17 protein-coding genes and 1 tRNA gene are annotated in these 22,651 nt (G+C 47.2%); 2 read left to right on the top strand and 16 right to left on the bottom strand.

Annotated elements, in window-relative coordinates:
• Nucleotides 1-195 precede the first annotated feature (195 nt).
• From NDI48_18345 to NDI48_18315, 7 genes are all read right to left on the bottom strand, one after another.
• Nucleotides 196-1,632 (bottom strand): GUN4 domain-containing protein, encoded by a 1,437-nt coding sequence (locus NDI48_18345; protein ID MEP0833134.1) that lies wholly within the window; start codon nucleotides 1,630-1,632, stop codon nucleotides 196-198.
• Between the two features lie 743 nt (nucleotides 1,633-2,375).
• Nucleotides 2,376-2,600, bottom strand: a complete 225-nt coding sequence (locus NDI48_18340; GenBank protein ID MEP0833133.1) for a ferredoxin family protein — start codon at nucleotides 2,598-2,600, stop codon at nucleotides 2,376-2,378.
• A gap of 117 nt (nucleotides 2,601-2,717) precedes the next feature.
• Nucleotides 2,718-3,953 carry an ATP phosphoribosyltransferase regulatory subunit gene (locus NDI48_18335; GenBank protein ID MEP0833132.1) on the bottom strand — a complete coding sequence of 412 codons (1,236 nt, stop codon included), beginning with the start codon at nucleotides 3,951-3,953 and terminating at the stop codon, nucleotides 2,718-2,720.
• An 8-nt stretch (nucleotides 3,954-3,961) separates the two neighbouring features.
• Nucleotides 3,962-4,975, bottom strand: coding sequence for a DnaJ domain-containing protein (locus tag NDI48_18330; protein MEP0833131.1), 1,014 nt, complete (start codon nucleotides 4,973-4,975; stop codon nucleotides 3,962-3,964).
• 235 nt (nucleotides 4,976-5,210) lie between these two features.
• A complete protein-coding gene (locus NDI48_18325; protein ID MEP0833130.1) occupies nucleotides 5,211-6,035 on the bottom strand; it encodes an inositol monophosphatase in 825 nt (274 codons plus the stop codon).
• 261 nt (nucleotides 6,036-6,296) lie between these two features.
• The gene (locus NDI48_18320) at nucleotides 6,297-6,842 is read right to left on the bottom strand and encodes a thermonuclease family protein (protein ID MEP0833129.1); all 546 of its coding nucleotides are present in this window, start codon (nucleotides 6,840-6,842) and stop codon (nucleotides 6,297-6,299) included.
• A gap of 208 nt (nucleotides 6,843-7,050) precedes the next feature.
• Complete coding sequence (locus NDI48_18315) at nucleotides 7,051-7,419, bottom strand: 2Fe-2S iron-sulfur cluster-binding protein (protein MEP0833128.1); 369 nt, start codon at nucleotides 7,417-7,419, stop codon at nucleotides 7,051-7,053.
• Between the two features lie 71 nt (nucleotides 7,420-7,490).
• Between NDI48_18315 and NDI48_18310 the strand changes: the two genes are divergently transcribed.
• Nucleotides 7,491-7,577: transfer RNA gene (locus NDI48_18310), tRNA-Ser, on the top strand.
• Nucleotides 7,578-7,684: 107 nt separating this feature from the next.
• Here the strand turns inward: NDI48_18310 and NDI48_18305 are convergent.
• The 8 genes from NDI48_18305 to gloA all read right to left on the bottom strand — a co-directional run bounded on the left by NDI48_18305 (nucleotide 7,685) and on the right by gloA (nucleotide 18,980).
• Nucleotides 7,685-9,391, bottom strand: a complete 1,707-nt coding sequence (locus tag NDI48_18305) for a DMT family transporter (GenBank protein MEP0833127.1) — start codon at nucleotides 9,389-9,391, stop codon at nucleotides 7,685-7,687.
• A 525-nt stretch (nucleotides 9,392-9,916) separates the two neighbouring features.
• Complete coding sequence (locus tag NDI48_18300) at nucleotides 9,917-10,582, bottom strand: hypothetical protein (GenBank protein MEP0833126.1); 666 nt, start codon at nucleotides 10,580-10,582, stop codon at nucleotides 9,917-9,919.
• 213 nt (nucleotides 10,583-10,795) lie between these two features.
• On the bottom strand, nucleotides 10,796-12,139 hold the full coding sequence (gene miaB / locus NDI48_18295; protein MEP0833125.1) for a tRNA (N6-isopentenyl adenosine(37)-C2)-methylthiotransferase MiaB: 1,344 nt from the start codon (nucleotides 12,137-12,139) through the stop codon (nucleotides 10,796-10,798).
• 449 nt (nucleotides 12,140-12,588) lie between these two features.
• The gene (locus tag NDI48_18290) at nucleotides 12,589-13,938 is read right to left on the bottom strand and encodes an NAD(P)-binding domain-containing protein (protein ID MEP0833124.1); all 1,350 of its coding nucleotides are present in this window, start codon (nucleotides 13,936-13,938) and stop codon (nucleotides 12,589-12,591) included.
• Entirely contained in the window at nucleotides 13,919-14,746 is an 828-nt protein-coding gene (locus NDI48_18285) for an SDR family NAD(P)-dependent oxidoreductase (GenBank protein MEP0833123.1), read from the bottom strand. Before NDI48_18285 ends, NDI48_18290 begins: the two co-directional genes overlap by 20 nt.
• Before the next feature lie 27 nt (nucleotides 14,747-14,773).
• A complete protein-coding gene (locus NDI48_18280; GenBank protein ID MEP0833122.1) occupies nucleotides 14,774-15,751 on the bottom strand; it encodes an SDR family NAD(P)-dependent oxidoreductase in 978 nt (325 codons plus the stop codon).
• 1,107 nt (nucleotides 15,752-16,858) lie between these two features.
• Nucleotides 16,859-18,292 carry a carotenoid oxygenase family protein gene (locus NDI48_18275; protein ID MEP0833121.1) on the bottom strand — a complete coding sequence of 478 codons (1,434 nt, stop codon included), beginning with the start codon at nucleotides 18,290-18,292 and terminating at the stop codon, nucleotides 16,859-16,861.
• A gap of 256 nt (nucleotides 18,293-18,548) precedes the next feature.
• Nucleotides 18,549-18,980, bottom strand: a complete 432-nt coding sequence (gene gloA, locus NDI48_18270) for a lactoylglutathione lyase (GenBank protein ID MEP0833120.1) — start codon at nucleotides 18,978-18,980, stop codon at nucleotides 18,549-18,551.
• Nucleotides 18,981-19,284: 304 nt separating this feature from the next.
• Between gloA and eno the strand changes: the two genes are divergently transcribed.
• Complete coding sequence (eno, locus tag NDI48_18265; GenBank protein MEP0833119.1) at nucleotides 19,285-20,571, top strand: phosphopyruvate hydratase; 1,287 nt, start codon at nucleotides 19,285-19,287, stop codon at nucleotides 20,569-20,571.
• 107 nt (nucleotides 20,572-20,678) lie between these two features.
• Here eno and NDI48_18260 read toward each other — a convergent pair whose 3' ends face one another.
• Nucleotides 20,679-22,586, bottom strand: coding sequence for a serine/threonine protein kinase (locus tag NDI48_18260; protein MEP0833118.1), 1,908 nt, complete (start codon nucleotides 22,584-22,586; stop codon nucleotides 20,679-20,681).
• Between the last annotated feature and the right edge of the window lie 65 nt (nucleotides 22,587-22,651).

The following is a 22,651-nucleotide window of genomic DNA, read 5'->3' as shown; positions in this document are numbered from 1 at the left end:
TGGAACCACACCGACTCCATCCCGAACTCGGAGGTGAAACGTTGCAGCGGCCAAGATACTTTGGGGGTCACCCCACGGGACAATAGCTCGATGCCAGGTCATTCATCACACAACAGCCTCTTTCTCCACATCGAGCAAGAGGCTTTTGTTTGGTTAGATTTACCCTGGCTGTAGCAAACTAGGAGTTTCTAAAACTTATAATTCACAACTATCCACACGCGAGAAAAGACAATCAACCTCAACAGCACCCTCTACCCCTACTAATTCAATGGCTCCATCACCCCATCCTATACTTAGCCCTAAGGGAAGATGTCCAGCAAGCATATTTGAATGAAAAGTCAGTTCTGAATATAATTTCCAGTTATGACTTACTCGCCAGCCAACGCGCTCTCCAAACTTTTCATAAGCTATTAAGTTATAGACTCCGGGCTTGCCACCTTCCTCAAGCCAAATTTGCTTTTGCACACTGAAACCAAAGTGCTTATTACTATAATGTAACCACAGCCGATCAATCGTGCGGAAATCTTTACAGGGAAACTTTTCAATATCTTCATTATCCAGATAACCTCGCTGCTTTTGCCCCATAACTTCTAGCATCTTTTCACGAGTTTCTTGATCAGCTTCTTTCCAATTATGTTCGGCGAGTAAATCTTGCAATCTCCTGTAATCAATACCTTTTTCTGATTCTAAGGTTATATCAAGCTGACTTGGGAAAGTGAACGTACAAGAATCCGAAGTCGCATAAAAAGGATTCAAATCTTTTAACACCTCATGAACCGTTTGATAGCGGTCTTTCACCAAAACTTGGAGCAGCTTATTTAAAATATCTTCTAGCTTAGGGCTAATTGTTGTAGCAGATGGCATATTTTTTCGCCATGACCAACAGCCAGCAAAAGAATTGTAAAGGTTAAAAGGCTGTATTCCTGTTAACAAATGAATGCAAGTTGCCCCTAGTGCATATAAATCGCTGGCAGGATAGGCTTCGCCAAACTGAAGTTGTTCCGCTGGTGCATATCCAAGAGTGCCAATCATTGTTCCTTGTTCAACAAACGCTTTGACTGTTGCTTGTTTAGCCACTCCAAAATCAATCAATATCAGTCTGCTGTCACGGCGACGGCGTATAATATTGGCTGGCTTGATATCCCTGTGAATTACTCCTTGCTGATGAATAAAGTGGAGAACAGGGAGCAGATCGTTTAAAATATCCTGAATTTCGCTCTCTTGATATAGGGTGCCTTCAGCTGTAACTCTATCTTCTAATTCATCGAATAAGGTCTGCCCGTCAATAAATTCTTGTACCAAATACAGACGATTATTTTGTTCAAAATGGGCATAAAATTCGGGAATTTGAGCGTGTTTACCTAGTTCATATAGCCGCACAGCTTCTTGATTAAACAATTCTGTTGCCTTCCGATCTTGATCGGGTGGCATCATAAAGAGCTTAATCACACAAGGATGGTTGAGGCGGTCTTGATCGAGTGCAGCAAAAGTTCTACTATATCCACCTCGACCCAGAGGTTTGGTCGCCCGGTAGCGGTCTTTCAAAAGTAATTTAGTGCCACAAGTTAAGCAAAACTTTGCATCATCAGGATTTTGGGGCTTGGGACAGTCGAGGTTGAGGCAGTAGCTCATAGTGAAGGAAGATGCAAGCTTAGTATTTATTTTGCCCTCTTCTATTGTCTAACGTCGCCTTAATGCAGAATATTGGCTGACAAGTCAATTCTCTAACTTTTGGCTTGTTCAACAAATCCAGTTCTGAAGTCATCCAAGCGTGAGTGAAGCGCCGACCACGGGAGGTTCGCGATCTTTACCCCAGGCATCCCTATAGTCAGACCCTATTAATGCGTTCTGCATGTTCAGCAAGGCGATCGCTTTCTCCTTTTGATCCATCCTTGATCATTTGAGCGGTGTGTTAACAATCATTTTTGACACACCAAGCAAACAGCAAGGCTACGATATGAGCCATCAAAGTTATCTATCGGGATAAATACGCCCATGAACAAAGTAGTGCATCGACTCTGTACTAGTCTGCTCTTTGCTTTTAGCTTAGCATTCCCAGCTATCGCACAGACACTCTCTGCTGAAACTGATACACCCTCACCAATCAAAGAGGGGCAGATTTAAGAATTACTCCCCGTTTTGGCGTTGGTTACAGCACTTCTGGAGCAGGTTAAAACAGTTTTATTCCTATTGAAGTCTTACGAGCAACAGGGTGAATACAATATATTGCACACGACTGACTAGCTATGGTAAATGAGTTTGGTAGAAGGTATGTAAACTATCCAGTTAGAAGCCCTATTGGGGAATACCAACGGTAACGCTGCCACAAGCACTGTCACCATCACCTCTGTGGCAGCAAGCATTTGTAATGTTCTTTAAGGAGTCTCTTGCAGATCTGGGCGTTCTTCCGGCACGATCGCGCCTTCTACCGGGCAGACTTGGATGCAGATGCCGCAGTCAATACAGGTGGCAAAGTCAATCCAGTACCAGTTTGTACCCTTGACATTTTTTCCGGGCCCTTCGTGGATACAAGCAACGGGGCAAGCATCAACGCAATCGGCTATACCTTCACAAGTATTAGTAACTATCGTGTGTGGCACAGTGTTTTCTCTCTTATCAATCGGATCAAACAAGTAAATTTAGTCTACTGTTTCGACGCTACCAAGATTAACCTAAAACTATAGATTTGGTGGATATCTGGCTAGCGTTGTCCCTCCCTAACTTAACGTCTCAATCATCGGTCTGCCATCTGCTTGAATCCATGCCAAATAAGTAATCCGGTGGCGACGGGCGTACTCCCGAATATCTGTAGGTGAGCGTTGTCCTAAATCAATCTCCACGCGCACTAAATGCTCAGATTCTCTAAGCTTTTGGGCATAAGCAAAAGCAGCAGCCTCAGACTGGGGCGTCTCCGGAACCACTAACCAGTCACTAGCGGGTGTTTGTCTGGGTAGCTGACTCCCTGAAAGTAAAACATAGTGAAGGTCTTCAATATTGAGGCAAAAACCAATTCCTGGGTAGGTTTCTTTCTGAGGATGATACAGCCCCAGGAGTTGGTCATAACGACCCCCTTGACCCAAAACTCGCTGACTAGTATTGCTGTCACTCACCACCTCAAACACAATACCCGTGTAATACTCAAAGGTTTGAACTAAGCTGAGGTCGAGCATGAGTGGCAAGGGAGTGGGAGAAGATTGCTCTAAAAGTTCAATCAGGGCTTTGAGCTGCTCCACAATTTGGCGTTCTGATGCGTCTAAATCCAGACTAGCCACTTTTTGTAAAACATCCGTAGGGCGTCCCCGCAGATCAAACAGAAACAGCGCCCGTTCTCGTAATTCCGGGGAAAGGGGTAGAGTTTCTAGAGAGACACGATCCAGATGAGCGATCGCTTTTCGCACTTTGTCTTGCACTGACGCGGGGAAGGGAGAAAAGAGCGATCGCGTTAACCCCGCTTCCCCTAAAATCAAGTGCCACTGTTGCAAACCGAGCTGATTCAGCGAATCCGCAAGCAACAGCAGAATTTCTGCATCTGCCAATAGTCCGCCAGCTCCCAGAAGTTCAACCCCTGACTGGTAGAATTCCAGTTGACGTCCGTGGTGACCCATGGGCGGTTGGCGGAACACATTAGCATTGTAGTAGAGTCGTTGTGGTAAGGATAGGGTTGCCTCAGTAGTACTCCCTGCGATTCGTGTGGCAAAAGCCCGTGCAATTGAAGCTGTGAGTTCCGGGCGCAGTCCCAATGTCCCCGCCTCAGCATCCTGTAACTGAATGACAGTTGAACGCTGAATTGCCCCGCCTGCCATCAGAGTATCTAACCACTCCAAGGTCGATGTAATAATCTGGTGATATCCCCAGCGGTGAAATACCTGCTGTAAGCGCTCGGCAATCCAACGTTTTTGTGTCACTTCAAGGGGCAACAAATCTCGTGCACCCGCCGGTGGTTGATGAACCATTAATTTTTCTACTTTTTCTTACCGCCAAATAAACCACCAAATAAGCCACCGCCACGCGATTTCCCCGATTGATCGGACTGTGTGCCCGGAGTTGGTTGAGGAGTCGGTTTTTGACCCCCGTTGGTGTTCTGAAGGGCATCGAGATGCTTTTTGCCCTTCAAAGCCAACTCATCGTTGGGATTCAGTTGCAAGGCTTTATTAAGGTGAACTTTTGCCATTGTCGCCTGATTTTGCTTCAAAAAAGAGGCTCCTAGTAAGCTATGGCAGCGACTATTGTTTGGATCTAGCTTGAGTGCCTCACGCAACTCCAGAACAGCGGCGGCAAAATTGTTCTTTGCCATGTAGCCTTCTGCTCGCCGAACATACTCAGCCGATCTCGTGACTCCCGAATCAGGTAGCGGACTAATAGGGCGTGCCGGTGTTCCAGGTGGTGTCGGAGCGTTAGGACCTGGGTTCCGGCCTGGAGTAGCTGGCTGACCGCCTTTTGGGCCGGCTCCCGGACCCATTGGAGCCCCCGGTCTTCTATCGGTGGGTTTTTGGAGTTCACCCTTGCTCAGCATTAGGTAAACCATATTCAGTTCACTGATTTCAGCAATTTTATCTAAGACTTGGTCAAGGGAATCGTATTGTGTTGTGGCTAGCTTTTGTAATACGCTTTTGTAAGCGTTGTCTAAATTGGCACCTGACTGGAATAATTGTTTGGCTGAGGCGCTCGCAAGGGGAATTTTAGCCCCTTCTGCCGCTAAACGTCTCCCCATGTGGCCTAGACTCACCAAGTAATCCCGATTATTCCCCTGAGACAGCTGTTCGTAGGCTGGATTCACGAGTTTGGATAACAGTTGATTGGCTAACTTCTTTTCGCTATCGCTTGCCGCTTTGCAGCTGTCAGGATGTAGTTTTCTAGCAATCTTGAGATATCGCTTGCGGACTTCTTTAACATCCGCATCAACCGGAACACCGATAACGGCGTGATGGTCGTTGAAATCAAACTTGAAGAGTCCGCGCTCAATTTGAAAAGACATAGGGGTTTGTCCAAGCTCCGTGCCAAAATAATTGTTTCTAGTATGTCTTAATTTCTGCTATAATCGCTAACTTTATCACCTTGTCTTGGTTTATCAAGGCACCATAAAGCTATGTCATTTTTATCAGAACATTGTTTGGCTACTATGGGAAATAGCTTTTCATAGTTAGCGGCGTTCTGAAAGTTCATGGGTTACTAATTAGATTATTCCCATCTGCGTGAAATACCTATCAAAATTATTTCCACCCAGAAAGAGGGGGCACCTGTAACAGCTCAGTACTCATCTGTTCGTGCAGATGCACATTGGTGGCTAGAATCCGACCCGAATCAATCTTTAAGGGGCTGCCGTCGTAAGCGGTCACTTTCCCACCAGCTTCTTCTACCAACACGACCCCAGCAACGATATCCCAGGGAGAAAGTCCCCGTTCCCAGTACCCATCCAGTCTTCCGCAGGCCACATCGGCTAGATCGATGGAGGCGGCACCGCTACGGCGGACGCCTTGGGTGAGGTGGGTGAGGTGACAGAATTCAGCATAGTTGTTATCAGAAGTCTCGCGTCGATCGTAGGCAAAGCCGGTGACGAGTAGGCTTTTACTCAGGTCGGATGTTTGAGACACTTGAATTGGGCGTCGATTGCGAGTCGCTCCTAAACCCGTGGCCGCACGAAATAGCTCATCACGAAAGGGATTATAAATCGCTCCAACCTCAGGTATTCCGGAAATCAGGAGTCCGACAGAGACAGCCGCAACGGGGTACTGATGAGCGTAATTGGTAGTCCCATCCAGGGGATCGATCGCCCACAAATATTCATTCTGGTTATCCCCTAGCTGACCGGATTCCTCGGCTAGGATAGAGTGATGGGGAACATGACGCTGTAACACTTTGAGAATGGCTACTTCAGCGTCTTTATCGGCAACCGTCACTAAGTCTCCGGGACGTCCTTTTTCCTCTATTTCGTCTAACTTACCCCAGTAGTCTTTCAAGATAGCCCCTGCTGCCATAGCGGCTTCGGTGGCAATGTCCAGGAAGATTTGCAGTTGTTGGGGTGTATGTTGGCTCATCTTTAAATAGCTTAGAACACCAATTCAGGAATAACGCTGCGAGTGGAATGATTAGGGATTAGTGGAGAGTAGGGTTATCACTCACCCACTCATTATCCTCCCAAGAGGCATTACACGGAAGCTTTTGAATGGATCTTGGAAGGCTCAAATCTCATCAGAACAGACAAAAGTGATTGAGATGAACCCTAAGCCAAAATTCTCTTCGTTTTTGTCGTCTACCCGCCAAGCGGGCTAAACACTAATCCCATCGTCAGCGCAACGTTAAGGATTTTGGCGACGAAATTCGGCTGGGGTCAAACGCATGGGTTGGTCTAAATTCCAGATGCCATATCCCATGAGTCTGGCATATTCCTGGGCACGAGCAAGGCGATCATCGTATTTTTGGTTAGGCAATCGCGGTGCGGCTAACACATACCCTTCTTTTACCAATTGCTCATTGATTAAGACGCCATCGTACCAGACATAGGCGAGCCAGCGACCTGTGCTGTCTTTCTCTTGGACATCCGGTTCCAAGGAAACAGGTTGTAAGACAAGCGGCTGATTAGCCGTTTTGCTAATCATTTGCTCAAAGCGATTTTTGGCTGCTGATCCCCAAGGCTCTTGCTTTAAATCGGGTGCCTCAATCCCAATCAATCGTACCCGCTCTATCAAGGCGGTTTGCTGGGTTGGGTTCAATACATCTAGCGTTTGTCCACTGACAACTCGCTGCACCTGAACGGTTACGGTTCTTCCCGTGGGCACAGGGGAGGATTGGCAACCCACTAATAAAAAGAGACAGCAGCATAACAGGCTCAATAGCCTCAGCAAAAGCAAACACTCCTTCCGCAGAGCGTGAAGACTGTGGGGACACAGGAGAGAGTGGAGGCCCTGGAGGGAGAGATGACTCTCCTTACACTCCTTAGAAGGCGAAAGTTGTAGATCTTGGATTTGGGAAACCTCACCAGTCGGGAGTTGCAGACAATCGAATCGGGCAAGTTTCATGCCCAATTGTATGAGTCCTCCTCTGTTGTCCACCTTAATCCTCATCCAGTGGCAGTCCAAACTGCACCTTGCCTTTGGCAAAATAGCGACCAAACTGAAGTTCATAGACTTCGTCTTCATCCTGCGTCTCCACCTCCAGGTCGGAGCGAGGATAACTCACACACAACAGAGCATAGCCTTGGTCGCGCAGATTTGGAGAAAGTCCCATGGCTTCTGGCTGGTAAACTTCACCACGCAGAACCCGGACGGCACAGGTGGTGCAAGCTCCATTGCGACACGCAAACGGCAGTTTCACGCCCTGATTCTCTGCCGCTTGCAAGATATATCGGTCATCTGGCACTTGTACTATATGATGAGTACCAGCTTGGCGATGATGAATTTGAACTTTATAGGATTTAGTCATCACTTTAGTGTACAATTAGAAACCGGGTGCTGAATTAGCTTAATTCAAAACCTGCAATGAATAACTCCCCTGGAGAGATGGCCGAGCGGTTGAAGGCGCAGCACTGGAAATGCTGTTTAGGGGTGACTCTAACGAGGGTTCGAATCCCTCTCTCTCCGTTCCTTATCGTGGCTAATAGCCAAACCATAGAATATTTGACTAGGACATCTGATGGCACAGTACTTCCTAGTCGATAAGATTCGCATGATAGCCAGCGATCGCACCTTTATTTTTGCGATCGCGAGGCCGATTGAGCGGCTTGGGCATGGCGACGTCGCTGCTCAAAATTCAGAGCAACAACTCCCAAGGTAACAATCACCATTCCAAAGATTTGCGACCCCTGCATGGTGCTTTGCACGATCCCCAGAGCTAAGAGCCCTGTTAAAGCAGGAACTGTTGCTTCCAGAATTAAGGCTCGACGTGGATCGATCCGTCTCAGCCCCATGTTACTTAGCAGATTGATCAAGAACGTAATACCCCCTAATACTAAACTGCTGATGATTAGACTAGGCCACATCGTGGGAGCGACATCGAAACGCCACCAGGATTGCGGAAAGGGTCCGGCTAAACACAAACCAGCAAAAGTAAGGAGGAGGACATAATTAATCCACATCAAAGGGACGGGGTTAATCTTCTTAGCAGGAATTCGCGTCAGGATGAGATGAAAAGCAAAGGCGACACCCGCACCCGCCGCCGCACTAATACCTAAACTGGAAAGTTCCGTTGTTCTAGTACCGGGAAGGGTAATCAGCACAAACCCGACCAAAACACTGAAAATAACGAGGTTACTAATGAGCGTCGGTCGCCTACCATACAGCACCCACGCTAATAACAGAGTAAAGATCGGATAGATAAAGAAAATTGTCAGGGCAACCCCTGGAGCAATAGGCCCCAAAGCCAAATACAGTAGCGCCTGAGATAAAAACAGAAAAAAGCCACTTGCCAAAACATTGAAAAATAACAGCCAGTCTTTTGAGCGCGCAAATTGGCCAATTTCTCGCCACACCGATGGATAGCGAACCATCGCTAAAATCGCCATCAAAGGTACTACCACAAGCATTCGCAACCACAAAATCAGCAGCGAATTGCCCGCGCTGGGAACTAACAATCCTCCGAATTCAAATAGCCCCAAAATAGGGGACTTATTGAAAATTACACTAATAACAATGTTCTGGAACGCTTGCAGCAGGAAGGACAACAGAACCAGAACAAACCCCATGACTAACCCACCCACCAACCCCCGCTTAGGCTTAGAGGAGGCTTGAGGCTGGGGGGCAGTCGTCAGCGACTCTGGTGCTGGAATTGATGGTACGGCTGGGATGGATTGCTCAGAAGGATATGAGACGTTAAAGCTGTTGTAATGATGATCTTCCTCCAGATACCCAGGTATGTCGCGGCGGGGTAAAGAAACATTGGGGTGTGCTGGCGGTGAAGACAGTGAAGAGTTCTTTGTAGCAGAAGATTGGGATGAAACTTCTTTCCTCAGACGATTAACCAGCGTCTCTAAGATGGCTTCGCCTTGCTTCTCTAGACTGTACATCTCACCCAACTGCTGGGAGAGGGAACTTTGATAGCTCTTAAGGTCTTGTTGTAGGCTTCTAAAGGTTGCTCTCAGGGTTGAATCCAAAGAGGCAATCAATTGCTCTATATTCTCATTGTGAACTTCGGCTATTACGTTTGGCGAGAACCCCGCACTGGGGACACGATCAATCTGTTGTTGGAAAAGCTGCTGCTGACGCTGAGCCTTTAGCTGTTCAATGTCCTCAATCAACTGAGATTTTTCTCTCTGGAGCCGCTCAACATCTTGAGCTAACTGACTCAGGAGATTTTGCCGCAGGTGCTCAATATCTTGAGTCATGGCTCTTAAAAGATCTTCTGCTGCCTGCGAATCGCTTGCTCCCCTATCATCCGATTGTTTGTTCAGTTGCCCCATTTGCGTTTAACCTCTATTAGCCCCCAAAGAACCTGGTTAGCATTTCATGGCTCGTTTTGTCTATATTTCCAGGTTTTAGCACTCTATATGTCAATTCCAGCAAATTTCTCCGATTCCAACCTGCGGTGTGTCCCCAGAGGTTCTGGCTTAGGAGGGTTGCCGTCATTGTACTTCGAGAGCGACAGTAAGGTGCTATTGACTCAAATCTCCTAGCTGCACGCCGCCATGCAGCGGGGGGGAGTGGGGGCAGAGATGAGAGTAGAGGATGGGAGAAAGTTTTTAGGAGTATCCAAAAAACTAGTAAAAAACGTCTGTCTTATGCCGCCATGCACAGATCTTCTCACTCAATGGAGTGGTTGAAGCCTTCTAAGGGATATATTAGATAGCACCAGTTCTTGAGTCAGCTAATCGGCATAAAACATTGCATCGTTTGGACGGGCTATCCTTCCCATCCCAAAAGAGAAAGGCTGAAACCGAACTCACCAATTAAATGCACCACAGCTTAGGCCAATATTGCCTTTTTGTTTAAGAGAAGCGTTGTTCCTTTTTTTCAGCAGGTTGAAGTGTAATCTGTTTCACCACCCGAAAGCAGGTTATAGCGAAATAACCGAACCAACTGACAATGCCAAATAACTTAGAGCCATCTTCAAACAGGATGGATATTTTTAATTCTAAAAGATCGATAACTATTGATAATCCAAATAGACCAAAAGCCAAAATCAGGAAAATAAAATCTGTCTGTAAAATTAACTTTCTAAATCGGACTACATACCCTATTATCATTAATCCATAACTCAGAAAAACAAGTTTTTCAGGTATATTCAAATAAAGCGGAAATACGGTTTCATGAAAAAGAAATAAATCATCCAGCAATAGAATGAAAGAAATCAAACCACCAAACAGAAAAAAAGATGAAAATCTCCCTAGGCTTCCTGTTGTTTGTAGCAGTGCAAAAGTGAAAAAACAGATCGCTACAGAAGCACACCAAAATAAGACCCCAAAATTGGAAAGTGCTCCAATAAAGGGACTGTCTCCTGTCGTCGCCGAGGGATCGCGTGTCAAATCAGCCATGGGGATGCTGAGCTGAAGACCAACCAATACAATCATTGCCACTAGAATTAGCATTGGTGTATACAGCCCAAGAAGTATTGGCAAGAGACTCTTCAGTTGAGTATGCAGTTTTGCACTCATGTTCAATATCTCTCCTCCTTAGCCAGACTTTAACCGAAATTTAACTTTAATTTAGTCTGATTATAATCAACTTATTTTTTTGTTGTCAGAGAAATATTGCCGCAGAAGAGTACAGGGAATCCCTGGTTCTGAAGTTACTCAAAAAGAGAAGGTACATAAATGTATGCCTTCTGACTGATGTAATTATTCGGTTAATTGAGTATTAACTCGTCTTTAATGCAACCGCCTACCCGTTAAACTGAAGGCTCGAATTTCAGTAATTTCGACCTTCACCAGTTGACCTTTAAGTTCTTTAATATCGCCTGTAAAGAAGGTGAGGCGATTACCGCTCGTGCGTCCCATGACTTGGGTGGGATCTTTGAGATTTTGGTCTTCCACGAGAACCTCTTCAATCCGTCCGAAGTAACGTTGCGACGCTTGAGCGGCTTTTGTAGAAACCAGGTGATTGAGCCGCTGGAGGCGATCGCTTTTGACCTCTTCACTCAGTTGATTCTCCCACAGTGCAGCGGGAGTACCGGGACGGGGAGAATAAGCCGCCGTATTGAGCAAATCAAAACCGATATCGTCCACGAGCTTGAGGGTATTCTCAAACTGTGCTTCCGTTTCCCCAGGAAAACCCACAATCGCATCGGCACTAATCGATGCATCCGGCATGTACTCGCGAATCTTATCAATAATCCGGCGATATTTTTCCTGAGTGTAACCCCGTGCCATGGCTTTCAGGATATCGTTATCCCCCGACTGAAAGGGAATGTGAAAATGTTCACACACCTTGGGCAACTCGGCACAAGCGCGAATCAAGCGTTCAGTAAAGTAGCGAGGATGGCTGGTAGCAAAACGGATGCGCTCAATTCCTGGCACATCGTGAACGTAATACAAGAGCTCGGTTAAGGTGTGTTGGTGTCGTCCAGACTCGGTGACGCCGGGGAGATCGCGTCCGTAAGCATCGATATTTTGACCGAGTAGGGTGATTTCCTTGTAACCCTGTCGCCCTAGTTCCTCCATGTCTGCACGAATCGCCTCTGGAGTGCGGGATTGCTCAACCCCCCGAACGTTGGGAACCACACAGTATGTGCAGCGCTCATTGCAACCGTAAATCACATTCACCCAAGCCGTAACCGTACTATCGCGGCGAGGTTTGGTGATGTCTTCCACAATCTGAATCGGTTCTGTGGCAACAACTTGGTTGCCATCGAATACTTGTTCCAGCAAATCCTGGAGACGATTGGCATGTTGCGGTCCCATCACCAAATCGAGTTCTGGGACTCGACGCAGCAAGGCTTCTCCTTCTTGCTGGGCAACACATCCAGCCACCACAAGAGTTAAATCAGCTTGTTCGTGCTTGCGCTTTGCCTGCCTTCCTAGGTAAGAATAAACCTTTTGCTCGGCGTTATCCCGAATTGTACAGGTGTTGTAAAGAACTAAGTTAGCGTCGTTGGGGTCTTGAGACCACTCGAAGCCCATATCTTCTAGGATGCCAGCCATGCGCTCCGAGTCGGCTTTGTTCATCTGGCAGCCGAAGGTGGTGATGTGATAGCGACGGCGAGAAGTGCTCATGGACGGCTACAACTAATGAGTCGGAATGATCAGAACTGTATCTATATTGACACTCACCCACGCATAAAGGCGGGGATTCTCCACTGAATTCACGAAGCCGTTGAATGTATTACGAAATATTGCGCGCTTTGGCGATTATCCTGATTCATCACCCTTGATCTGAAAAAAGCTTTAGAAATTCAGATAGGAGATTTCCTAATGTGCAACTACGTGACCGGGTTTCCAGTACAATCCCGTTCAGGGGTTTGGCGTGAAAACCCTACCCTTGTTGTATATAACCCGTTACTCAGCACTCTTACTGGTGGGTATGAGGACGAGGATGACAATCGGGGCAGTGGACGTTAGATGGAAATACCACGAAGAGCGGTTAAAAGCCGCTGGTTTGTGAGGAGATTGAGAAATTGGAAGCGAGAATCGAACCATAACCTGGCTCTGGAAGCCAGGTTTTTTTACTTTTGGAGTGGGCGGTTACTAAAGTTGGGATATTGGGCATCAACTTGATGGGCTTTTTTGACAATCTTGTTAAAGGAGGCGTTAGCAGCCTGGAATTGTCTAAAAATCTTTTGTGGATCGGCGAGATGGGTTGTCGGTAGCTGTTGCCCCATTTCTTTGAAAACTAAACCAAGCGGCACATTGATTTCATCCTGGAGTTTGAGATAACGGGCGAACAGTGGACCATAAGCTGCAACGAGCGAGCCAACCCCTCCCCGAATTTGTTCCCAACCGATGTAATAAAGTCCCTTGTAGTCGTCAAGAAACGAACCCCCATAACATTTAACGACCGCTCCTTCAACCCGCTGAAGTTCTTGAGCTAAGAAGGGGTAGGCAACGTAAAAGCCCGTTGCACAAACAATTAAGTCAAATTCCTCACAACTACCATCGACAAACTCAACGTTCCAACCATTAAGCTGACGCACAGCAGGCTTGGGAATAATACGACCATGTTTGATGTAGTACGGTACCTCACTGTTGAGAGTTGGGTGTTTCTCGAAAATTCGATGGTTGGGTTTGGGTAAACCATAGTCGGAGTGCTGACCAAATGTCAGGCGTATCACCCAATACACCATTAAGCGACCGAACCATGCTGGCAGCGGTGGCATCCATGATTTACCCAAATCGGCAACCGGAACCCCGGCAAAGGTTTTAGGGATGAACCATACCGATTCGCGCATACTCAAAACACACTTGGCTCCTACCCGTGCCGCTTCTGCTGCGATATCACAGGCTGAGTTCCCGCCACCAATCACCAAAACTCGTTTACCACGCAACTGTTCGGGTCGTTTGTAATCTTTGGAATGGATAATCTCTCCGCTAAATTCTCCCTCAAATTTGGGAAAACGTTTGCACCAGTGATGCCCGTTGCAGACTAATACCCCTTTATAGATTCGTTGTTCCCCATCAGCAAAAGTGACTTCCCAGAGGTTATTTTCAATGGGTCGCACATCACTAACTGTACGATTAAGTTCGATAGGCTCACGTAATTCAAAATGATCAGCAAAAGCATTCAGATAATCCCGCATGTTTTGAGCGCTGGGAAAGTCGGGATAATCCTCCGGCATGGGGAAATGAGTAAATTGGGTAATCTTGCGCGATGAAATAATATGCGCGGTTTCGTAGACACCGTGATACCAATTACCGCCGATATCATCACTGGCATCAACTTGGTCGTATGGAATACCAGCCGCTTTCAGGGCTTGAGCCATGCCTAAGCCGACAAAACCCGCGCCAATAATTAAATGTTTTTGAGTCGTATCAAGCCTCTGTGGAGCTTGAAGAGAGTTAGTGACGACCTGTACCACTTTTTAGTCTCCTAGTGAACTCGTTGCTAATCCAGTCCAAAAATCCGGGAGCATATCGTTTGAAAAAGTGGATATTTTTAGCGACTGAATCGGGAAATACGTGCAATTGATCGCGAATAATTCCTTGAATCGTTTCCCGCATAACGTTTGCTGGCTCGGTTATCCAGTTTTCTGGTAAATCCTGGCTCCTCTGGGCCAGTGTTCCATACCGCTTCGATTGTAGAATCGGGGTGCGGCTAAAAAACGGATAAACGGCTGTCACCTTAACGTTGTAATCCTTAACTTCATCGAAAAGTCCTTCGCTAAATCCCCGTAACCCAAATTTGCTGGCGGCGTAATGAGTTAGCCCAGGCGGTGCCGCCCAGCCTGCGATCGATGAAATATTAACAATATGCCCCTTTTGACGAGCAATCATATCAACCACAAATAAGGCGCTTAATCGCATGGGTGCCATTAAGTTCACCTGCATCAGTTGTTCCCATGGCTCTAACGGAACTTCGTTGACATGACCCACCACGGCGATCCCAGCATTGTTAATTAAAACATCCACAGGAATGCCCAGGGCTTTGACTTGGTGATAAAGCGATTCACAACCTTCACGGGAAGCCAAATCGGCAGTTAGGCAAGCGAGTACCTCACCCGTTGCAACTTCCCCCCAAATGGACTCAGCCCGTTGATATAGAACGACTTTATCCAGATCTGTGAGGATTAATCGGCTACCCGCCCTCAATAACTGTCGCGTGAGTTCCTGTCCGAAGCCACCGGTTGCACCCGTAATTAACACCACTGCTTCGCGTAGCTGGGTCATATCGCAAGTTCCCTCTTAGCGCTTGGGTTAAATTTTAGGGGAACTGAGCATCCTCAGGAGTAGCAACGACCACGGTACCTTAATATCGGGTACGAGCCATGGGTACTGTCTCAGGGTGGGTAAGCCAAAGGGGAGGAGAAAACGCAGAGAACGAAATGATACGGGGCGATTACCGTCTTTGTCTACCAGTCCATAGTGCTGAGCGAGTTCAGCCACAATCTGCACCCGACCGGTGCGACGCATTACCGTTGAGTCTGCCGCCAATGCCGCAATTGCCCGTCCTGTAAGTAAGGGAGTTTCCCAGTTGTAACCCTCCTTGATGGCTGAGCTTTGTGAATCAACCTCCCTACTGTCATCCATTTCAGCCGCAAAGCGGGTAATGAACTCAGTACCAACAATACCGGGCCAAATTGAGAGTGAAGCAACGTTATGCTGCTTGAGTTCAACCGCCATCTCCGCCGCTAAGCGATCGCAGGCGGCTTTGCCTGCACCATAGGGAACACCAAAAATGTAAGACATCCCCCCCCATGAGGAGATGGTGCAAATCAGTCCTTGCTGATGCTGGGTCATCATTCGAGCCGCAAAAACACTCGCTACATAATGGCTACGAAGCCCCACATTGTTGCAAGCATCCCAAAAACTCGGTTCACTCTCCCAGAAGGGCTTCCCATTCGCGTCCCCTAATGCCTGTACTCCTGAGTATGCATTATTCACCAGCAAATCAAGTTGTCCCTGCTCGTCTTGGATACGCTCAAACAGCAGACGCACTTGCTCGTCGTCACTGTGATCGACACAGACGGGAATGCATACACCACCGGCTTGTTCCACCGCTAATTGAGTATCATTGAGACTCCCTGGTATGCCATTTTCGGTATTAGAGCTATTAAGACGGCGACCTGTGATGTATACCGTTGCACCGGCTTCACCGAGTCCAATGGCAATTCCCTTACCCAGACCCCGCGTCGCACCTGTGACCAATGTCACTCTGCCCTCAAGGCTTTTCATGATTGCTGTCTCCGTCGCTTATCAAGATGCACAAAAAACTCGCAGATGAAAGCCTTCACTAGCTCACCGCAGACTGGAAGACTGTGTTTTTCATAAATCTTTTATCATTAAACCATCAAAAATTAAAGCATTTGTAAACAACTACGCCCAGTTTCTTAACACGGCTCCAATGGCATTAATTGTCTATTCTTGAGGGGAAAATTATCAGGCGATTTTCTACAGGATTTACGCTTTAGAATCAATACATCCCGCTGACGCTTCTCAGGTCGGGACTGATTCGCTAGTCTGGCTCTACTGCGGAAGGGCTGCGCTAACACCGATTAAGTTTTTTGAGCTGTGCATCCTTCTTAAGAAAGATATTACTTTACTTAATAGAATATACATAAGAAGAGACAATTGTCACAGAAATGCAGGCCAGTTTTTTTACTGTCAGGGTTAACCTTTCCTTAAACCCAGTCATCTAATTACATGTTTTTAATGAAGTAGATAGAGAACACTTACAAAAGTGTTTCTCTCATTGCTTTTTTTACTGAAACCGTCTTTGGAGGTCCGAATAAGGAATTAGATACTCCGACAAGGACATCCCGAAATGCAAACCTACAGCTCGATCCTGTTAGCAAGTCTGTTATTCACTGGCCTAGCTGCTAATTCTCCACAGTTCGGCTCTCGAGCTGCAAGGCCGCAGCCATCGGATTTTGGCGTACAGTTATTAACAACAAAGGCGTCAGGCACACAGAAGGTTTGTCCTGATAGTGGACAAAGCCCTCCTCCCGGCTGTGGGCGGAGAGATAAAGAGATGACTAAAAACAGCTAATTCGAGCGCTGATTCGCTCTCCTCTCTCAATCCTCTCTAATATTACAGTTGAGTTCGCTAAGGAAGCCTCAGCAAAATGGCTCAATTCCTTCAGTGAAATGGCTGAAATTTTAGTAGGACTGATCAAGAATTTTTCTTTCTCCCCATCTCCCCATCCAACCGCTCTACTATCGTTAAACGCAACTCGTATTAACTTCTCGGTTGTTAAGCTGAGGGGCATCTAAATTTGATAATTTAGTGCCTGAAATCGTTTGCTGCCTGAGATTACCCTGTAAAACTAGATAACGAACAGCTTATGCGGGTTTCCACTTGCCATGAAAACTATGGGGAATCACGCTGGGTAATCCTAGGCGACAGACGGGCTCATCATCTAGAGTGTCGCTATCAAATATCCATACCTCACTCGTGTCAGAATTCCCGTCATACACAACCGTTAGTACCCAACCCTGCTGCTGATTCAAGGCATCGGCGGCATATAGGGGTTCAGAGGGATAGCGATTGTCTCCCATATCCGCGATCGCTAAACGATCCGTTTTGGTGTTGAATCGAGCGATCGCACCAAAAAACTCTTGACTAATATCCACCCCATCCCGATGTACGGCTAAATAGATATCCGGCGAGGCTTGTCCCACAAGTTGCGGCGGTACAACAGGGAACTCACAGCCTCTGTCTAACAATTCCACGAGTTGTATAACTTTCCCCGTCTGGGGATTTAAACGCACCTGCCACAGCGTTCCTTTAACTTGTGTCTGGGTTTGACCGGTTGCCAGTTCTTTTAAATACCGATTCGTCTGGAAGTCCGGATAGCGCACCAGATCGATCGCGATCGTGCCATCCGTATCCACATAACCATTGCTAAAGTGCCACTGAAACCAAGGCTCAGCTTCAGTGCGGCTGACCAAACTAAGGGTTTCGCGATCAAGGACAATAATCTGAGTCGGGCGTTCAGGTTGCCATTCCATCGCGTCACTATAACTGCTCAATCCCAACCCAGCGCTTAACAAATTTACCCGCACTGGTGGCACAAAAAAGATTAAGTACTGCCCTGCGAGCACAAAATCATGCACTAGGGACAAACCGTCTAGGGGTACAGAACCCTGTTGGATAATCTTGCCCGTAGAATCACTTTTATAAACCTTTAATGTGATATTCAGGCCAATAGTCACACCAAAGTTAAAAATCTCCCCCGTCTTGGGGTCACATTTGGGATGAGCCGAAAATGGCGCTCCCTCACCTAACTGAGTTAAATCATCGATTCCTATGGTTTCCAGCGTCTGAAGATCGAGAGCATGGGGATTTCCGCCTTCCCACAGAGCTAAGAGTTTATCGGACAACGGCAACACTGAGGTATTGGCAGCATTCTTCACTGGCTTACCCCAACGCTGCCAAATTCTGCCCGGTGCTGTCATGCCATAGTTGGGGTAAAGAAATTGCTCTTTTTCGCTTTCGTCTTGGTAGCCAGCGGTTTGCACGTAGCGATAGAGTCCTGTCGCACCCGCATCGGTAAAATGCACCCCTAAGATCGCTCCATCCCCATCAAACCAATGTCCCACTCGTATACCACCGCGCTCTAGGCGTCCGGGGCCGTTGCGGTAGAGTGAACCCCGTAAACCCTCTGGAATTTTACCGGAGAGGATGGGCAGGGGTGTGGGGGGAAATTCTTGGGCGGGTTGGGCGATCGCATTTGCCCAAGCTCTACGAGTTAGAGGTTTATGGGTTGTCTTCATTCGTTTCCAGGCAGAATTTTTAAATAAGGGGTGACACCCCCCACCCCTAAGGTGTTATATTGTGCTTAGTAGATGCACCCTGATAATCAAAAGAGTCACACAAGTGGCTCTTTTTCCTTTTCCTAAGGTCTTTGAGACGATTCTGACCCAATCCATTTCGGCAACTCCTTTATGCCTCAAAGGAGTGGCTAAGGGGAGAGGAAGAAATTAACCAAGGGAACAATTCAAGAGAAAATCAGTTTTTGATCAGCCTGTACTAGCTGGTTGCAGCTTTGGCGGTTTCTTGCTGGTTAACAGAATTTTGAGTGCCCAACTGAATCAGCTCAATCTTATATCCATTCGGGTCTTCCACAAAAGCAATGACCGTTGAACCATGCTTCATCGGCCCTGGTTCGCGGACGACTTTACCACCTTTAATTCTGATTTGGGCACAAGTTTCGTAAATATTATCCACACCAAGGGCAATGTGACCATAAGCATTACCCAAGTCGTATTGCTCTGTACCCCAGTTGTGGGTCAGTTCAATGACAGTGTGGTCAGATTCATCGCCATAACCCACGAAAGCCAAGGTAAATTCGCCGCTGGGATAATCTTTTTGGCGCAGTAGCTTCATCCCCAAAACGTCGCAGTAAAACTTGAGAGATTCCTCAAGATTGCCGACCCGCAGCATTGTGTGTAGCATTCGCATGGGCTTTTTCTCCTTAAGCGGATTCCTCTATGAGTTCATTTTAAAAACAGTGACGGTCTAAAAGCGCTCACGCGATGAAGAGAAATCCCTACCCCAGAGTACGTAGTAACACGGTAGGGATCGGTAGACATCCTTAAAGTTGTAGTTTGACGCTCACAAGAAGGCGTATGCTAATCGCTGGAGTCATCCGATTTTAGATTTTGGAGTAGAACCCCATCAATGAATCTGGGGAGTTAAAACTCACTCTATTGAGCCATAATCAAAGTCGGCAATCTAAAATCCTTACATTGCTAAAAGGAGATGTATGGAATACAAGCCAGAAACCGCAATTGAAGCGATCGATGCCAGAGAAATTTTAGACTCTCGTGGGCGTCCTACCGTAGAAGCCGAAGTGATGCTGCTGACGGGCGCTAAGGGACTCGCCCAGGTTCCCAGTGGAGCCTCGACAGGGACTTTTGAAGCCCACGAACTGCGGGACGATGACTCCCATCGCTATGGCGGTAAAGGAGTTCTCTACGCGGTACGGAATATTAAGGAGAAAATTACGCCTGAGTTGTTGGGAATGGATGCCCTCGACCAAGCCTCCGTTGACCAAAAAATGATAGAGCGCGATGGTTCCCTCAACAAAAAGAACTTGGGAGCCAATGCCATCCTCGCTGTCTCGCTGGCAACGGCTAAAGCAGCCGCAGATAATCTGGGACTTCCACTCTATCGCTATCTAGGGGGGCCCCTGGCTAATCTGCTGCCAGTCCCGCTGATGAACGTGATCAACGGTGGCGCTCATGCGGATAATAATGTGGATTTTCAGGAATTCATGATTGTACCCGTGGGAGCACCTACCTTTCGAGACGCGCTGCGCTGGGGTGCTGAGGTGTTCGCATCCTTGGCAAAAGTTCTGAAGGAGAAGAAGTTACTGACAGGGGTTGGGGATGAAGGAGGCTTTGCGCCCAACCTGGAGTCTAATCAAGCCGCTTTAGAATTGCTGATTGCGGCAATTGAGCAGGCTGGGTATAAACCCGGAGAACAAGTCGCGTTAGCCATGGATGTGGCGGCGAGTGAGTTTTACAAAGAGGGTCAGTATATCTACGATGGGTCATCTCACTCACCCGAAGAATTTATTGATTATATGGCGAAGTTAGTGGGGCAATATCCCATTATTTCCATTGAAGATGGGTTGCACGAAGAAGATTGGGATCATTGGAAATTGCTGAGTCAGAAACTAGGCAACATTCAGTTAGTCGGTGATGACCTGTTTGTGACTAACCCGGTACGCCTGAAGAAAGGCATTGAGTTGGGTGCAGGTAACTCGATCTTAATTAAGCTCAATCAAATTGGCTCGTTGACTGAAACGTTAGAAACAATTGATTTAGCGACGCGTCGGGGTTACCGTTCCGTGATCAGCCACCGTTCTGGTGAAACAGAAGATACGACCATTGCCGATTTAGCGGTAGCGACTCGTGCAGGTCAAATCAAAACCGGCTCTTTATGTCGTAGTGAACGGGTTGCCAAATACAACCGACTGCTGCGGATTGAAGATGAATTAGGCGATCGCGCCATTTATGCTGGAACTGTAGGACTGGGGCCAATTTAGGGCTGAAAAAGGTAGTAGGGTGCGTTAAATCACGCACCTTACTTGTTAATTTAGGTATTGGAGAATTTATCTTTTGGCAGTGCCTCAGAGAATGCTCATGCTCAAAGTTATCCAAGCCGATGCCACAGCTTAATCGTTTTGTCCTGACTGCCACTGGCAATCATCGCCCCCGTCGAACTCATGGCGACGCTAGAGACAGAGTCTAAATGCCCTGTGAGGGTGGCGATCTTCTTCCCTGTACTCACTTGCCAAAGCTGAATCGTCTGATCCCGACTGCCACTTACCAAAGTCTCTCCATTCGCACTAAAGGTAAGAGCGACCACTGACCACGAGTGACCAGAAAGCGTGTAAAGTATTTTCCCAGTTTTCCAGTCCCACAAGATGCTCGTGTTATCATCACTGCCTGTTGCCAGGGTTTGACCATCCGGACTAAAAGCGATCGCAACAACAGCCCAAGCGTGACCGTAAAGAGGGGTAGATGAACCCGATGTCAAGTCCCACAAACGCCAAGTGCGATCGCAACTGGCACTGCCCAGAATATTACCCGTCGGACTGAACGCCACAGCACTAACCTGCAATCTATGACCCGTCAGCGTCTTTTCTGACACACCAGTCTGAACATTCCACAGTTTAATGGTCTTATCCCAACTAGCGCTCGCTAACACCTGAGCATCAGGGCTAAACACAACCGACTTTACGGCGTGGGAATGCCCACACAAGGTGTAAATTTCCTGACCATTTTTCCAGTCCCACAATTTGATTGTTTGGTCATCACTCCCTGTCGCCAGCATTCTCCCATCAGGACTAAAAGCAACCGATGTTACAGCTTGTCCATGTCCCATGAGGGTAGAGAGTAACTCTCCAGTTGCTAAATTCCATAAGCGAATGGTGTTATCCTCATAGCCACTTGCCAAGAACTGACCATCCGGGCTAATGGCTAGTGAATTGACCGCTGAATTACCGCTCAGAGTCTGTTGGCATTGCCATAAGATTGGAGGAGGGCTGTGCGTCCCTGCGTAATCTTTGTGCCGGAATTGAGATAAACCTGATTTTTCCCTAGTATCAGCGATCGCTTGCATCACTTGATCAACTGATTGAAAGCGGCGAGTTAGCGCATTTTGCAGCAGTTTATCTAAAATTTGACCCAGGCATTCGCTCACATCTTGCGTTAAATAATCTCGCCACGCCCAGCCATCATTAACAACATCAAATAAATCAAAGGGAGGAATGCCTGTCAGCAGGTTAATACAGCTTACCCCTAAGCTGTAAAGGTCACTGGCAAAAACCGCTTTTCCTCTCGCTTGTTCGGGTGCTACATATTCCGGACTGCCGATGCAGGTTCCTGCGTTCAGGGAGTTAATTCCTGTGATTAATTTGGCAGCACCAAAGTCAACGAGTACCAACTGACTCTTCTCAACCTCTCCGAACCTCCTCGTATGAGTTCCGGCCTGATTAAGGGAGAAAACTGTAGGCAAAGAGGTACGGCGAATGATATTTTCTGGCTTAATATCGCGGTGAATGATGTGATGGTCGTGAATAAACTTGAGGACTGGCAATAAATCATCGAGAAGTTGCCAAATCTGAGCCTCGCTGAATGTCCCTTCTTCCTCTACGACCTTCGCCAAGTTTAGGCCATCAATCAACTCTTGCACTAAGTAGAGGTAGTAATTTTCCTCAAAATGTGCCAATAACGTAGGGATTTGGGGATGCTGGCCTAATTCCTCCAGTCGTCGTGCTTCTTGTTGAAAAAGAGCGATGGTCGCTTCGCGAACCGCCTTCGGCATCGCTTTTTTTGCCGCTTCAGGGGTGAGGTTCTTTGTCCACAACTGCTTAAGTACGCAAGCCGATTCACTTTCATCCACAGCTAGAAAGGTTCTGCTAAATCCACCTTCACCGATTAACTCAATAGCCCGGTAACGCTGTTGCACCCATAAATTAAAGCCGCATCCCTGACAACATTTTTGGGTTTCAGGGTTTCGCGGCTTTGGACAATCAGGGTTTACACAGTAGCTCATCAAAAAGGATGAAGGATAATTGAGATTGAATCTGTTCGTATCGCCATACTATTTTTTAAGGCAGA

The sequence above is a fragment of the Microcoleus sp. AS-A8 genome, assembly GCA_039962225.1.
Taxonomy (GTDB): Bacteria; Cyanobacteriota; Cyanobacteriia; order Cyanobacteriales; family Coleofasciculaceae; genus Allocoleopsis.
The sequence above is the reverse complement of the archived record's forward strand: the minus strand, read 5'-3'. Positions and strand labels throughout refer to the sequence as shown.

Excerpts from the sequence above, each read along its gene's own strand:
- NDI48_18345 (MEP0833134.1), bottom strand. The coding sequence starts at position 1,632 with ATGAGCTACTGCCTCAACCTCGACTGTCCCAAGCCCCAAAATCCTGAT.
- NDI48_18335 (MEP0833132.1), bottom strand. The coding sequence starts at position 3,953 with ATGGTTCATCAACCACCGGCGGGTGCACGAGATTTGTTGCCCCTTGAA.
- NDI48_18330 (MEP0833131.1), bottom strand. The coding sequence starts at position 4,975 with ATGTCTTTTCAAATTGAGCGCGGACTCTTCAAGTTTGATTTCAACGAC.
- NDI48_18325 (MEP0833130.1), bottom strand. The coding sequence starts at position 6,035 with ATGAGCCAACATACACCCCAACAACTGCAAATCTTCCTGGACATTGCC.
- NDI48_18315 (MEP0833128.1), bottom strand. The coding sequence starts at position 7,419 with ATGACTAAATCCTATAAAGTTCAAATTCATCATCGCCAAGCTGGTACT.
- NDI48_18305 (MEP0833127.1), bottom strand. The coding sequence starts at position 9,391 with ATGGGGCAACTGAACAAACAATCGGATGATAGGGGAGCAAGCGATTCG.
- NDI48_18300 (MEP0833126.1), bottom strand. The coding sequence starts at position 10,582 with ATGAGTGCAAAACTGCATACTCAACTGAAGAGTCTCTTGCCAATACTT.
- miaB (MEP0833125.1), bottom strand. The coding sequence starts at position 12,139 with ATGAGCACTTCTCGCCGTCGCTATCACATCACCACCTTCGGCTGCCAG.
- NDI48_18285 (MEP0833123.1), bottom strand. The coding sequence starts at position 14,746 with ATGACCCAGCTACGCGAAGCAGTGGTGTTAATTACGGGTGCAACCGGT.
- NDI48_18280 (MEP0833122.1), bottom strand. The coding sequence starts at position 15,751 with ATGAAAAGCCTTGAGGGCAGAGTGACATTGGTCACAGGTGCGACGCGG.
- NDI48_18275 (MEP0833121.1), bottom strand. The coding sequence starts at position 18,292 with ATGAAGACAACCCATAAACCTCTAACTCGTAGAGCTTGGGCAAATGCG.
- gloA (MEP0833120.1), bottom strand. The coding sequence starts at position 18,980 with ATGCGAATGCTACACACAATGCTGCGGGTCGGCAATCTTGAGGAATCT.
- eno (MEP0833119.1), top strand. The coding sequence starts at position 19,285 with ATGGAATACAAGCCAGAAACCGCAATTGAAGCGATCGATGCCAGAGAA.
- NDI48_18260 (MEP0833118.1), bottom strand. The coding sequence starts at position 22,586 with ATGAGCTACTGTGTAAACCCTGATTGTCCAAAGCCGCGAAACCCTGAA.